11 protein-coding genes are annotated in these 13,524 nt (G+C 73.5%); 9 read left to right on the plus strand and 2 right to left on the minus strand.

Going from position 1 to position 13,524, the window contains the following annotated elements:
* Positions 1-117 precede the first annotated feature (117 nt).
* Positions 118-1,536, plus strand: a complete 1,419-nt coding sequence (locus tag ACIQPQ_RS18725) for an RsmB/NOP family class I SAM-dependent RNA methyltransferase (protein WP_401305100.1) — start codon at positions 118-120, stop codon at positions 1,534-1,536.
* A 70-nt stretch (positions 1,537-1,606) separates the two neighbouring features.
* Here ACIQPQ_RS18725 and ACIQPQ_RS18730 read toward each other — a convergent pair whose 3' ends face one another.
* Positions 1,607-3,916, minus strand: coding sequence for an MMPL family transporter (locus tag ACIQPQ_RS18730; RefSeq protein ID WP_401305101.1), 2,310 nt, complete (start codon positions 3,914-3,916; stop codon positions 1,607-1,609).
* Positions 3,917-4,071: 155 nt separating this feature from the next.
* Between ACIQPQ_RS18730 and rpe the strand changes: the two genes are divergently transcribed.
* From rpe to ACIQPQ_RS18750, 4 genes are all read left to right on the plus strand, one after another.
* Positions 4,072-4,758: a ribulose-phosphate 3-epimerase gene (gene rpe / locus ACIQPQ_RS18735; RefSeq protein WP_401305103.1), complete on the plus strand. Its 687-nt coding sequence runs from the start codon at positions 4,072-4,074 to the stop codon at positions 4,756-4,758.
* Between the two features lie 299 nt (positions 4,759-5,057).
* Positions 5,058-6,101, plus strand: coding sequence for a sugar-binding transcriptional regulator (locus ACIQPQ_RS18740; protein ID WP_401305105.1), 1,044 nt, complete (start codon positions 5,058-5,060; stop codon positions 6,099-6,101).
* 305 nt (positions 6,102-6,406) lie between these two features.
* Positions 6,407-7,849: a GuaB1 family IMP dehydrogenase-related protein gene (locus tag ACIQPQ_RS18745; RefSeq protein WP_401305106.1), complete on the plus strand. Its 1,443-nt coding sequence runs from the start codon at positions 6,407-6,409 to the stop codon at positions 7,847-7,849.
* A 163-nt stretch (positions 7,850-8,012) separates the two neighbouring features.
* A complete protein-coding gene (locus tag ACIQPQ_RS18750) occupies positions 8,013-8,465 on the plus strand; it encodes an Lrp/AsnC family transcriptional regulator (RefSeq protein ID WP_383772641.1) in 453 nt (150 codons plus the stop codon).
* A 30-nt stretch (positions 8,466-8,495) separates the two neighbouring features.
* On the opposite strand, the gene ACIQPQ_RS18755 is transcribed toward ACIQPQ_RS18750, so the two are convergent.
* A complete protein-coding gene (locus ACIQPQ_RS18755) occupies positions 8,496-9,236 on the minus strand; it encodes a GntR family transcriptional regulator (RefSeq protein WP_401305109.1) in 741 nt (246 codons plus the stop codon).
* 268 nt (positions 9,237-9,504) lie between these two features.
* Here ACIQPQ_RS18755 and ACIQPQ_RS18760 point away from each other — a divergent pair, with 268 nt between their 5' ends.
* From ACIQPQ_RS18760 to ACIQPQ_RS18775, 4 genes are read left to right on the plus strand one after another with little or no spacing between them, the layout of a single operon-like run.
* Positions 9,505-10,653, plus strand: coding sequence for an ABC transporter substrate-binding protein (locus tag ACIQPQ_RS18760; RefSeq protein ID WP_401305111.1), 1,149 nt, complete (start codon positions 9,505-9,507; stop codon positions 10,651-10,653).
* Positions 10,650-11,546, plus strand: a complete 897-nt coding sequence (locus ACIQPQ_RS18765) for an ABC transporter permease (protein ID WP_401305113.1) — start codon at positions 10,650-10,652, stop codon at positions 11,544-11,546. Before ACIQPQ_RS18760 ends, ACIQPQ_RS18765 begins: the two co-directional genes overlap by 4 nt.
* Positions 11,534-12,376, plus strand: coding sequence for an ABC transporter permease (locus ACIQPQ_RS18770; protein ID WP_401305115.1), 843 nt, complete (start codon positions 11,534-11,536; stop codon positions 12,374-12,376). Before ACIQPQ_RS18765 ends, ACIQPQ_RS18770 begins: the two co-directional genes overlap by 13 nt.
* Before the next feature lie 4 nt (positions 12,377-12,380).
* Positions 12,381-13,466, plus strand: coding sequence for an ABC transporter ATP-binding protein (locus ACIQPQ_RS18775; RefSeq protein ID WP_401305117.1), 1,086 nt, complete (start codon positions 12,381-12,383; stop codon positions 13,464-13,466).
* Positions 13,467-13,524: the final 58 nt, after the last annotated feature.

A 13,524-nucleotide genomic window follows, 5' to 3' on the forward strand; every position in this document is an offset into this window, starting at 1 on the left:
CCCGCCGTACGCTGGAGGCCCCGTCACCCTGCCGCCCGCCGCCCTTCTCTCGTCTCCCCTTTCTCGCCTCCCTCTCTTCTCTTCCTTCTCTTCTCCTGTAATCCGGAGCACCTTTTCGTGAGTGACCAGCCCCGTCGTTCCCGTCCCGCAGGCAAGCCCTACCGACGGCCGCAGAAGGACCCCGTCCGCCTCCTCGCCTTCGAGGCGCTGCGGGCCGTCGACGAGCGGGACGCCTACGCCAACCTCGTGCTGCCGCCGCTGCTGCGCAAGGCGCGCGAGGGCGGGACCTTCGACACGCGGGACGCCGCCCTCGCCACCGAGCTGGTCTACGGCACGCTGCGGCGGCAGGGCACGTACGACGCGATCATCGCCGCCTGCGTGGACCGGCCGCTGCGCGAGGTCGACCCGCCGGTCCTCGACGTACTGGCCCTCGGCGCCCACCAGTTGCTCGGGACGCGCATCCCCACGCACGCCGCCGTGTCGGCCTCCGTCGACCTGGCCCGGGTGGTCCTCGGCGACGGACGCGCCAAGTTCGTCAACGCCGTGCTGCGCAAGATCTCCCGCCAGGACCTGGACGCCTGGGTCGCGGAGGTCGCCCCGCCGTACGACGAGGACCCCGAGGACCACCTCGCGGTCGTGCACTCCCACCCGCGCTGGGTCGTCTCCGCGCTGTGGGACTCCCTCGGCGGCGGACGCGAGGGCATCGAGGACCTGCTGGCGGCCGACAACGAGCGGCCCGAGGTCACCCTCGTCGCCCGGCCCGGCCGCGCCACCCCCGACGAGCTGCTGCGCGAGGAGGCCGCCGTCCCCGGCCGCTGGTCGCCGTACGCGGTCCGGCTCACCGAGGGCGGTGAGCCGGGGGCCGTGGACGCCGTACGGGAGGGGCGGGCCGGGGTGCAGGACGAGGGCAGCCAGCTCGTGGCGCTGGCCCTCGCGAACGCGCCCCTCGACGGGCCCGACCGGCACTGGCTCGACGGGTGCGCCGGGCCGGGCGGCAAGGCCGCGCTGCTGGCCGCCCTCGCCGCCGACCGCGGTGCCGTGCTGCTCGCCTCGGAGAAGCAGCCGCACCGGGCGGGCCTGGTGGCGAAGGCGCTCGACGGCAATCCGGGGCCGTACCAGGTCGTCGCCGCCGACGGGACGCGCCCGCCGTGGCGGCCCGGGACCTTCGACCGGGTGCTGATGGACGTGCCGTGCACCGGGCTCGGTGCCCTGCGGCGGCGGCCCGAGGCGCGCTGGCGGCGGAAGCCGAAGGACCTCGACGCCTTCGCGCCGCTCCAGCGCGGCCTGCTGCGGACCGCCCTGGAGTCGGTGCGCGTCGGCGGGATCGTCGGCTACGCCACCTGCTCACCGCACCTCGCCGAGACCCGCGCCGTCGTCGCCGACCTCCTCAAGCAGCACCCGGAGACCGAACTGGTCGACGCGCGCCCGCTGCTGCCGGGGGTCCCCGCCCTGGGCGAGGGTCCCGACGTCCAGCTCTGGCCGCATCTGCACGGGACGGACGCCATGTACCTGGCGCTCATCCGCCGGACGGGCTGACCCGAGGCCGCCCCCGGAGGCCTGCCCGGCCGTACGAGGCCCGCCGAGGCCCGTCCGGGGCGGGCTCGCCTCACCCGGGCCCGTCGCCGCCCGTCGTCGCCGGTTCCGGTGCGGCGGGGCGGTCCGGTGCGCGGGAGAGGCGGTGCGGCCACCACACCTTGGGGCCGACGTCCAGGAACAGCGACGTGACCAGCACCGACCGCACGATGAACGTGTCGATCAGGACGCCCAGCGCGACCGCGAAGCCGATCTCCGCGAAGGCCACCATGGGGAGCGTGCCGAGCGCCGCGAAGGTGCCCGCCAGCACCAGACCGGCCGAGGTGATGACCGCGCCGGTGGCCGACAGACCCGTCACCACGCCCGCGCGGGTGCCCTGTCTCCCCGCCTCCTCCCGGATACGGGTGGTCAGGAAGATGTTGTAGTCGATGCCCAGGGCGACCAGGAAGACGAAGACGAACAGCGGGAAGTCCGTCGCCTCGCCCGCGTAGTCGAAGACGTACCGGAACGCGAGCGCGCTGATGCCGAGGGCCGCCGCGAACGACAGGATCACCGTGCCCACCAGCAGCAGCGGCGCGATCAGCGCGCGCAGCAGGCCGCAGAGGATCAGCAGGACCACCACCAGCACCAGCGGGATGATCACCAGGTTGTCGCGGGTCGTCGCCGTGTCGGCGTCCAGCAGGGCCGCCGTGCCGCCGCCCACCTTCGCGTCCGCGTCCGGCACCGCGTGCACGGCGTCCCGCACCCGCTCGACGGTGTCCTTGGCCGCCGCGCTGTCGGAGGGGTCGGTCAGCGTCGCCTCGAACAGCGCCTTCCCGTCGTGGAACGGTCTGCTGCCCGGCGGCACGGTCAGCGAGTCGGGCACGACGCCCTCGGTGCCGGCGACCGTACGGCGCACCTCCGCCGCCCGCTCCCGGTCGGAGACGATGACGAGGGGATCGCCGCTGCCCGCCGGGAAGTACCGCTCGGACACCTCCTGGCCCTTGACCGAGTCGGGGGTGCCGGTGAAGGCGTCCGCGTTGCTGATGCCCTCGGCGCGCAGCTGGATCAGCCCGAGCGAGCACACCGCGAGGACGAGCGCCGTCGCCACCCACGTCGTCCTCGGCCGCCGCGCGATCCGGCGGCCCGTGCGGGCCCAGACGCCGCTGCCGGTCGGGTCCGCCGAGCCGACGTGCGGGATCACCGGCCAGAAGATCCACCGGCCGAAGATCACCAGCAGGGCCGGGAACAGCGTCATCATCGCCAGCAGCGCCACCGCCACGCCGATCGCGGCGACCGGGCCGAGACCGCTGGTGGAGTTCATCTCGGCCGCCAGCAGGACCAGCATGCTCAGCACGACCGTGGCGCCGGAGGCCAGCACGGCCGGGCCCGCCCGGTGCAGGGCGAGCGCCATCGCCTCGTGGCGGTCCTCGTGCCGGCGCAGCTCCTCCCGGTAACGGGCGACCAGCAGGAGGGCGTAGTCGGTCCCCGCGCCGAACACCAGCACCGTCAGGATGCCCGCGCTCTGCCCGTTCACCGTGAGGCCCGCGTGCTCGGCCAGGAAGTAGATGACCGCCTGCGCGGTGAACAGGGCGGCGATCACCCCGAGGAGCGGCACGATCAGGAGGGTCGGGCTGCGGTAGGTGATCAGCAGCATGACGATGACGACCGCCATCGCCGACAGCAGCAGCGTCGAGTCGATGCCCTCGAAGGCCTCGGCGAAGTCGGCCGAGGTGCCGCCGGGCCCGGTCACATGGACGGCCAGCCCCGCGCCGCCCTTCCCGACCACGTCCCGGATCGAGTCGACGGCCGGGCCGATCCGCTCCCAGCCCTTCTCGTCCATGGTGATCGGGACGTAGATCTGCGCGGCCCGCGGGTCGGCCGGGCGGTCGTAGACCGGGCCGCGCGTCTCGGCGCCGCGGATGCCGTGGTCGGTGAGGGTGCGCAGTGCGGCGGCGTCCTCGGTGATCCGCGCCCGGTCCGCGGCCGTGAGGCCGTCGTCGCGGGCGTAGACGATCACGGCCGGGATCTGCTCGGGCCGGAAGTCCTCGGACAGCTCCAGGACCTGGGTGGACTCGGCGGAACCCGGCAGCCAGGACGCCGCGTCGTTGTCCTGCGCGTCCGTCAGCTTCGACGCGAACGGCGCCGTCAGGAACAGCAGCACCAGCCACAGCGCCAGCACCACCCACTTCGCCCGCCGCCCGCACACCAGGTGCCCGATACCCCGGCCCGCCGCAACCGGAGCACCCTGGCCCGCCGGAACCGGAGCGCCCCGGTCCGCCCCGCCGGTCGGCTCACCGGGGCCGCCCGGACCGCCCCGGCCGCTCGGCGCGCCCGAGTCACTTCGCCCGCCCGGTCCGCCCGGTCCGCCCGGCTCGTCCGGTCCGTCGCCCTGTCCGCTCATGAGCACCCCCGAAGCCGTCGATCGGACCCTGTGTGAGCGTCCGGACGCAACCGGTGAGCGGCGCGGCCGGAGTCGTACGGTGTGCGCCGTGCCGCCGACGGTGTCCGTCGCCGACCGATGCCGCCAACCCCCCGAGGGCATGGCAGGCTTGGGTCATGGCCGCGCAGATCAACCCCAGCATCCTGTCCGCCGACTTCGCCCGCCTCGCGGACGAGGCGCGGGCGGTCGCCGGAGCCGACTGGCTCCACGTAGACGTGATGGACAACCATTTCGTCCCGAACCTCACGCTCGGTGTGCCGGTCGTGGAGTCGCTGGCCCGCGCGACGGACACCCCGCTGGACTGCCATCTGATGATCGAGGCCCCCGACCGCTGGGCCCCGCAGTACGTCGAGGCGGGTGCCTCGTCCGTCACCTTCCACGTCGAGGCCGCCGCCGCGCCGGTCCGGCTCGCCCGGGAGATCCGCGCGAAGGGCGCCCGTGCCTCCATGGCGCTCAGGCCCGCGACGCCGATCGAACCGTACGAGGACCTGCTGCCCGAGCTGGACATGCTGCTGATCATGACCGTCGAACCCGGCTTCGGCGGCCAGGCCTTTCTCGACATCATGCTCCCGAAGATCCGCCGCACCCGCGAGTTGATCAGCAAGCACGGCCTCCAGCTCTGGCTCCAGGTCGACGGCGGTGTCTCGGCGTCCACCATCGAGCGCTGCGCCGAGGCGGGCGCCGACGTCTTCGTGGCCGGATCGGCGGTCTACGGCGCCGACGACCCGGCCGGAGCGGTCCGGGCCCTGCGCTCCCAGGCGGACGCGGCCACCGCCCAGGCCTCCTGGGCGTGCGACCACTAGGGTCTGTCGTTTGGATCATGCCGGCTTCGGGCCTCAGTGCCTGGTGAGTGCCGGTGAGCGGGGTGTGGTGCGTGCAGCTGCAAGGCGGAGGAGGGCGTCGACGCGGAGCGTCGGCAACCGACGACAACGCCGCTGGGGGTGCCCCCTCTGGGGGAGGGCGTGCCACACCCCGCGGCCCAGGCGTGATCCAAACGACAGGCCCTAGGCCACGTCTCCATGAACGCCGCCCATCAGGGCTGATCAAGTACGCCGGATCTGCGAGGATGAACGGCGAGTCCAGAGTGCGAACAGCCCAGAGTGTGAACAGCAGTGAGGAGAGCGCCGTGTCGGGTATGTCGGCGGGCCGGTCAGCCATGCGGATGGGACCCGCTGAGCTGGTGCAGGCGGCGGCCATGGCCCGCCGCTTCTACCTGGAGGGGAAGTCCAAGATCCAGATCGCGGAGGAGTTCGGCGTCAGCCGCTTCAAGGTGGCCCGGGTCCTGGAGACCGCTCTCGAACGGGATCTCGTCCGCATCGAGATCCGCGTCCCCGCCGAGCTGGACGCCGAGCGCTCCGACGCGCTGCGCGCCCGCTACGGCCTGCGGCACGCCGTCGTCGTCGAGTCCCCGGCCGACGTCGAGGAGTCGCCCGACCCCGAGAACCTGGGGGAGGTGGCCGCCGACCTGCTGGGCGAACTCCTCAACGAGGGCGACGTCCTGGGCCTCGCCTGGGGCCGCTCCACCATCCACATGGCGGCGGCCCTCGACCGGCTGCCCCCGTGCACGGTGGTGCAGCTGACGGGCGTGTACGACGCCGGGACCGCCGAGCGCGGCTCCGTCGAGGCCGTCCGCCGGGCCGCGCAGGTCTCCGGCGGCGACGCCCACCCCATCTACGCGCCGATGCTGCTGCCGGACGCGGCCACCGCGACCGCGCTGCGGCACCAGACCGGGATCGCCCGCGCCTTCGAGTACTTCGACAAGGTCACGGTCGCCTGCGTCTCCATCGGCTCCTGGGAGCCGGGCATCTCGACGGTGCACGACATGCTCAGCGACGAGGAGCGCGCGCACTACGCCTCGCTCGGTGTCGCCGCCGAGATGTCGGCGCACCTCTTCGACGCCGACGGCCGCCGGGTCGGCCGCGACCTCGGAGAGCGCTGCATCACCGTCAAGGCCGACCAGTTGCGCCGCGTCCCCGAGGTCGTCGCCATCGCGGGCGGTTCCCGCAAGGCCGCCGCGATCGACGCGGTGCTGCGCTCCGGGCTGGTCACCAGCCTGGTGACCGACACCTCCGCCGCCGACGCCCTCATGGCGGCGGGCCCGGCCCCCCGGCCCGCCCTCAACCGGGCCGACCCGGACGGCAACTGACCGCCCACCGAGGCACCTCGCAGAGAACCGGTACAGACACAGGTACAGGCGGAGCAGGCACAGCGCAGGACGACGCAACGACAGAGCGACGGAACGGGCCGCGGGGCGACCGCGGCCCGTTCCCGTGTCCCGGCCGCGCCGCTGCGGTGCCGGTCGTTCGGACGTTCCTCCGAAGGCCCGGCACCGCTGCCTGGACGATCCTCCCGGATCGGGCACAGCGGCCTCCATGGGACAATGAAGTACGTGCTCTTCCCCCTGGCCGGCCGGTCCGGGGGTCACCTCTGAACGACTGGGATGTGCGGCACGTGCGTTTCCTCAACGACATCCAGCCCGCCTACGACCTGACGTACGACGACGTCTTCATGGTGCCGAGCCGCAGCTCGGTCGGGTCGCGGCAGGCCGTGGACCTCGGCTCGCCCGACGGCACGGGCACCACGATCCCGCTGGTCGTCGCCAACATGACCGCCGTCGCCGGGCGGCGGATGGCCGAGACCGTGGCGCGGCGCGGCGGCCTCGTGGTCATTCCCCAGGACATCCCGATCGACGTCGTCACCGACGTCATCTCCTGGGTGAAGAGCCGCCACCTCGTCCTGGACACCCCGATCGTGCTGGCCCCGCACCAGACCGTCGCCGACGCGCTGGCCCTGCTGCCCAAGCGCGCGCACAACGCGGGCGTCGTCGTCGACGAGGAGCGGCGGCCCGTCGGCGTCGTCACCGACACCGACCTCAACGGCGTCGACCGCTTCACCCAGCTCGCCGAGGTCATGTCCCGCGACGTGCTGCTGCTCGACGCGGACATCGACCCCCGCGAGGCCTTCAACACCCTCGACGCGGCGAACCGCCGCTACGCCCCCGCCGTGGACACCGACGGCCGCCTCGCGGGCATCCTCACCCGCAAGGGCGCCCTGCGTGCCACGCTCTACACCCCGGCCACCGACAGCCAGGGGCGGCTGCGGATCGCCGCCGCCGTCGGCATCAACGGCGACTTCGCCGACAAGGCCAAGCTGCTGCTCGACGCGGGCGTCGACACCCTCGTCATCGACACCGCCCACGGCCACCAGGAGTCGATGCTCCACGCGATCCGCCTGGTCCGCGACCTCGCCCCCGAGGTCCCGATCGTCGCCGGGAACATCGTCTCCGCCGAAGGCGTCCGCGACCTGATCGAGGCGGGCGCCGACATCATCAAGGTCGGCGTCGGCCCCGGCGCCATGTGCACCACCCGCATGATGACCGGCGTCGGCCGCCCGCAGTTCTCCGCCGTCCTGGAGTGCGCGGCCGAGGCCCGCAGGCACGGCAAGCACGTCTGGGCCGACGGCGGGGTCCGCCACCCCCGTGACGTCGCGATGGCGCTCGCCGCCGGCGCCTCCAACGTGATGGTCGGCTCCTGGCTCGCCGGGACCTACGAGTCGCCCGGCGACCTCCAGCAGGACGCGGGGGGCCGTCTCTACAAGGAGTCGTTCGGCATGGCGTCGGCGCGCGCGGTCCGCAACCGCACCGCCGAGGAGTCGGCGTACGACCGGGCCCGCAAGGCGCTCTTCGAGGAGGGCATCTCCACCTCCCGCATGTTCCTCGACCCGGCCCGGCCGGGCGTGGAGGACCTGATCGACTCGGTCATCGCGGGCGTCCGCTCCTCCTGCACCTACGCCGGTGCCGCCTCGCTGGAGGAGTTCGCCGAGAAGGCCGTCGTCGGCGTGCAGAGCGCCGCCGGATACGCCGAGGGCAAGCCGCTGCACGCCAGCTGGAGCTGACCGGGACTTTCCCGCACGCGGGGCCCGCGCACCGCCGTTACGCGGTGGTGCGCGGGCCCCGCGCGGTGGGGGTCCGGCACGGGCGCCGGGCGCGTGTTCTACTTCAGGGAGCGGCCGCCGCCGTACCCGCCCCGCACCACCGAAGTGAAGTGAACGACCCGCCGTGCTGAACCCGCTCGACGAACGCATCGTGCACGCCCTCGCCGAGGACGCCCGCCGCTCCTACGCGGACATCGGGCAGATCGTCGGCCTCTCCGCGCCCGCCGTGAAGCGGCGGGTGGACCGGCTGCGCGCCACCGGGGCCATCACCGGCTTCACCGTGCGCGTCGACCCGGCGGCCCTCGGCTGGAAGACCGAGGGCTTCGTCGAGATCCACTGCCGCCGCAACACCTCCCCGGAGACCATCCGGCGCGGCCTGGAGCGCTACCAGGAGGTCGTGGCCGCCTCCACCGTCACCGGCGAGGCCGACGCCGTCGCCCAGGTGTTCGCCGCCGACATGCGCCACTTCGAGCGGGTGCTGGAGCGCATCGCGGGGGAGCCGTTCGTGGAGCGGACCAAGTCCGTGCTCGTGCTCTCCCCGCTGCTGCGCCGCTTCTCCTCGGGCTCACCGACCTGACGTCCCGGCGGCCCCGGCCCGCCCGCCGCGTCACCCCGCCGTCTTGCGGGCCAGCGCGTTGTTGTCGATCGAGTTGTGCACGCTGAAGCTCACCGCGTCCGAGCGGTAGCGGTCGTCCGACCACTCCACCGGCCGCCCCTCGTACGTCGTCGTCACCCGCCGTACCCGCAGCAGCGGGCTGGTGCGCCGCACGTCCAGCAGCTCCGCGTCCTGGGCCCCCGCCGCCACCGCGTCGATGACGTGCTCGCCGTAGGCGAAGACCAGGCCCGTGTCGTCCAGCAGGCGCTGGGTGACCGAGGGGCAGTCCGGCTCGATCCGCTCGACGGCGGGGGCGATCCAGCCCGCGTACACCGTCCGCTCCAGCAGGACCGGCTCACTGTCCAGGCCACGCACCCGCAGCACATGCAACACCCGGTCGCCCTCCGAGAGTTGGAGACGCACCGCGTCCTCCGCGTCCGCCCGCCGGTGCTCCTGCGCGACCACCCGGCCGGTCGCCTCGCGGCCCATCGCCCGCGCCCACTGCGCGAAGCTGCGCAGCTCCGCGAAGCTCTGGCTGCGTCTGCTGGCCAGCACCACCCGGCGGGCGCCCTGCCGGGAGCCGATCAGGCCCTCCGCGGTGAGCGCGGCCACGGCCTGGCGGACCGTGCCGCGCGCGACGCCGTACCGGGCCGCCAGCTCCGTCTCGGCGGGCAGCAGGGCGCCGACCGCGTACTCCTCGCGGCCGATCGCCCGGCGCAGGGCGTCGGCGATCTCCTCGTGTCGCGCCGTCATGCTTCCCCTCTGAGTCGACTGCTGTGCACAGCGTAATCGGCACAGCCAGGGTAGACGACGGCCGGAGGTGCCTTGGGCCGACCGCGAATGTGCGGGAAAACTGGGGTTTCCGTTTCGGTGGAGTTCATGAACGCGTCATGCGCGCCCGGCGTACTGAGGCCAACTTGTTCAAACAAGTTTCCGCTTCTCCCGAGTGCCCCGCACCTGCCCTCGCACGCGTGCCACTCCCGCAGTCCTCCCGCAGCCCCGCGCCTCCCTTGGAGCAGTCGTGTCCGTGTCCCTGCCGAGAACCGCCGCCCTCGGTGTCGTCGCCGCCCTCGCCCTCAGCGCGTGCGGTGCCGCCCCCGACGATTCGGCCACCACCAGCAGCGGCGGCAAGAACGCCGCCACCGCCACCTCCGCCGCCGACTTCGGCGGCCTCGACGCCCTGGTGAAGGCCGCCAAGAAGGAGGGCACCCTCAACGCCATCGCGCTGCCCCGCGACTGGGCCAACTACGGCGCCCTCATCGACGGCTTCCAGAAGAAGTACGGCATCACGATCAAGGTCGAGAACCCCGACGGCTCCAGCCAGGACGAGATCAACGCCGTCACCTCCCGCAAGGGCCAGGACCGCGCGCCGGACGTCCTCGACCTCGGCAGCTCCTTCGCGCTCAGCGCCGCCCAGCAGGGCCTCCTCGCCCCTTACAAGGTGGCCGCGTTCGCCGACATCCCCGAGGCCCAGAAGGACGCCGAGGGCCGCTGGTTCAACGACTACGGCGGCTACATCTCCATCGGCTGCGACGCCAAGCGCGTCAAGGTCTGCCCCGCCACCTTCGCCGACCTGCTCAAGCCCGAGTACAAGGGCAAGGTCGCCCTCAACGGCAACCCCACCAAGTCCGGCTCCGCGTTCGGCGGCGTCTACGCGGCGGCCCTCGCCAACGGCGGCTCCTTCGACGACATCCAGCCCGGCCTCGACTTCTTCGCCCGGCTGAAGAAGAACGGCAACTACACGCCCGTCGAGTCCACCCCGGCCACCGTCGAGAAGGGCGAGACCCCGATCAGCATCGACTGGGACTACCTCAACGCCGGGTACGCCGAGGAGTTCGCCGCCAAGGGCGTCGACTGGAAGGTGACGGTCCCGGCCGACGGCCAGTTCTCCCAGTACTACTCCCAGGCCGTCAACAAGGACGCCCCGCACCCGGCCGCCGCCCGCCTGTGGCAGGAGTACCTCTACAGCGCCGAGGGCCAGAACCTCTGGCTCAAGGGCTACGCCCGCCCCGTCCTGCTGCCCGCCCTGGAGAAGGCCGGCACCGTCGACACCGCCGCCGCGGCCAAGCTGCCCCAGGTCTCCGGGACGCCGTCCTTCCCGACCGAGGAGCAGCAGAGCAAGGCCAAGACCGTCCTCGCGCAGGGCTGGGCGAAGGCCGTCTCCGGATGACGGCCACCGCCGTACGGGTCGACCCGGTGTCCGCCGCCGCTGTGCGGCGGCGGCGCCGGTCCCTCGGCTGGGTCGCCGTCGTCCCGCTCCTCGTCTTCACCGCCGTCGCCTTCGGCCTGCCCGCCGCCGCCATGCTCGACGGCGCGTTCACCGTCAAGGACCCGGCCACCGGCGCCACCTCGTACACCACGGACAACCTGACCGCCTCCCTCCAGGGCGCCTACCTCACCGCCCTGCTCGGCAGCGTCAAGCTGTCCGCCGTGTCCGCCGGACTCGGTGCCCTCCTCGGACTGCCCCTCGCGCAGGCCGTGGTGACCTCCCGGTTCCGCGCGCTGCGCGAGGCCGTGCTCACCGCGTCCGGCGTCCTCGCCAACTTCGGCGGGGTGCCGCTGGCCTTCGCCTTCGTCGCCACCCTCGGCAACGCCGGTGTCCTCACCCGGCACCTCGGCCTCGACGACACGGGCTGGGACCTCTACAGCTTCTGGGGACTGGTCATCGTCTACCTGTACTTCCTGATCCCGCTGATGGTCCTCACCATCACGCCCGCCCTGGAGGGGCTGCGCGTCCAGTGGCGGGAGGCCGCGCAGAACAACGGTGCCACCGGCGCGCAGTACTGGCGGCACGTCGCCCTGCCGGTGCTGCTGCCCTCCCTCCTCGGCGGCCTGGTCCTCCTCTTCGGCAGCGCCTTCGCCGCCTACGCCACCGCCGCCGCCATGGTCGGCAGCTCCATCCCGCTGGTCACCCTCCAGATCGCCGACGCGATCTCGGGCAACGTCCTCGTCGGCCAGGAGAACGTGGCGCTCGCCCTCAGCCTCGACATGGTCCTCGTCGCGGGCCTGGTCATGGCCGTCTACCTGCCCCTTCAGCGGAGGAGCGCGCGATGGCTCGCCTGACCCCCGGCCCCCGCGCCGCCGCCCGGCCCGCCCTGTGGCGGTGGGGCGTCCTCGCCCTCGCCGGGCTGTACTTCCTCGTCCCGCTGGGCGCGTCCGTGGTCTTCTCCGTCGACGTGCCCGGCCGGGGCGTCACCTTCGACGCCTACACCCGCATCCTCGGCACCGGCGGCTTCACCTCCAGCCTCGCCCTCTCGCTGGAACTGGCCGCCGCCACCATCGGCATCGTCCTGCTGCTGATGGTGCCCGCCATGGTCGCCCTGCGGCTCGGCGCGCCCCGGCTGCGGCCCGTGGTGGAGATCGTCTGCTCCCTGCCGCTGGTCGTCCCGCCGATCGCGTTCGTCGCCGGACTCGGCACCGTCCTGAAGTGGGGCCCCGAACACTTCTCCCGCACCCCGCTGTTCCAGACCTTCGTCGCCGTCCAGAACCCGGACTTCCCCTTCGTCCTCGTCCTGGCGTACGTCGTGATGGCGCTGCCGTTCGTGTACCGCGCCCTAGACGCCGGGCTGCGCGCCATGGACGTCCGCACCCTGGTGGAGGCGGCCCGCAGTTGCGGCGCGGGCTGGCCGCAGGCGCTCGTGCGGGCCGTGCTGCCCAACCTGCGCGGGGCGCTGCTCAACGCGTCCTTCCTCACCCTGGCGCTGGTCCTCGGCGAGTTCACCGTCGCCCAGTTGCTCGGCTTCCAGCCGTTCGCCGTGTGGATCGTCAACATCAGTGGTTCCCAGGCCCAGTTGTCCGTCGCCGTGTCCGTGCTCAGCCTGCTCGTGACCTGGCTCCTGCTCCTCGCGCTCGCCGGAGTCGGCGGCCGTACCCGTCCTACCTCCCGGGGATGAACCCATGACCGTGCCCACGATCGACAAGGCCGCGACGACGGCGGCCACGGTCGAATTCCGCGGCCTGCGCCGGGCGTTCGGCGCGACCGTCGCCCTCGACGGCCTCGACCTCACCGCCCGCCCCGGTGAACTCCTCGCCCTGCTCGGCCCGTCCGGCTGCGGCAAGACCACCGCCCTGCGGATGCTCGCCGGGTTCGAGCACCCCGACTCCGGCGAGGTCCTGCTCGACGGCGCGGACGTCACCCGCGTCCCCGCGCACCGCCGCGACGCCGGGATGGTCTTCCAGTCGTACAGCCTCTTCCCGCATCTCAGCGCGCTCGACAACGTGGCGTTCGGGATGCGGATGCGGAAGGTCGCCACCGCCGAACGGCGGTCCCGCGCGGCCGAGTTGCTGGACCTCGTCGGGCTCGGCGACCGGGGCGCCCAGTACCCGCACCAGCTCTCCGGCGGCCAGCAGCAGCGGGTCGCCCTGGCCCGCGCCCTCGCCCTGCGGCCCCGCGTGCTCCTGCTCGACGAGCCGCTGTCGGCGCTCGACGCCAAGGTGCGGCTCAGCCTCCGCGAGGAGATCCGCCGCCTCCAGCAGGAGCTGGGCATCACCACCCTGTTCGTCACCCACGACCAGGAGGAGGCCCTCTCCATGGCCGACCGGGTCGCCGTGCTGCGCGCCGGACGCCTCGAACAGTGCGCCGAACCCGCCGAGTTGTACGCCCGCCCCGCCACCCCCTTCGTCGCCGAGTTCGTCGGCACGATGAGCCGCGTCCCCGGCCGCACCGACGGCGACGAGGTCGAGGTCCTCGGACAGCGGCTCCCGGTCGACGGCCCGCTGCCCGGTGTCCGCGAGGTCGACGTCCTGGTCCGGCCCGAGGCGGTCGCCGTGCGCGCCGACACCGCCGGGGACGCCCGCGTCGTCGCCACCGCCTTCCTCGGCGCGTCCGTCCGGGTCACCGTCCGCCTCGCCGACGGCACCGAGGTCAAGGCCGACCTCCCCGCCCACGAGGCCGCCGCCCTCACCGCCGGGTCCCCGGTCACCGTGTCGCTGCCGCGGCGCCCGGTCCTGGTGGCGGAACGTGGCGGCGGACGCATCGGCTGACCCCCCACCCCCCCCAGCACCCCGACCCGTCGCCCCTTCTCCTCCCCCCCCCACGAAA

The sequence above is a fragment of the Streptomyces sp. NPDC091281 genome (genome assembly GCF_044757425.1).
Classification (GTDB): Bacteria; Actinomycetota; Actinomycetes; order Streptomycetales; family Streptomycetaceae; genus Streptomyces.

Coding starts and splice junctions, on each gene's coding strand:
- ACIQPQ_RS18770 (WP_401305115.1), top strand. CDS start 11,534: ATGGCTCGCCTGACCCCCGGCCCCCGCGCCGCCGCCCGGCCCGCCCTG.
- ACIQPQ_RS18730 (WP_401305101.1), bottom strand. CDS start 3,916: ATGAGCGGACAGGGCGACGGACCGGACGAGCCGGGCGGACCGGGCGGA.
- ACIQPQ_RS18755 (WP_401305109.1), bottom strand. CDS start 9,236: ATGACGGCGCGACACGAGGAGATCGCCGACGCCCTGCGCCGGGCGATC.
- rpe (WP_401305103.1), top strand. CDS start 4,072: ATGGCCGCGCAGATCAACCCCAGCATCCTGTCCGCCGACTTCGCCCGC.
- ACIQPQ_RS18775 (WP_401305117.1), top strand. CDS start 12,381: ATGACCGTGCCCACGATCGACAAGGCCGCGACGACGGCGGCCACGGTC.
- ACIQPQ_RS18765 (WP_401305113.1), top strand. CDS start 10,650: ATGACGGCCACCGCCGTACGGGTCGACCCGGTGTCCGCCGCCGCTGTG.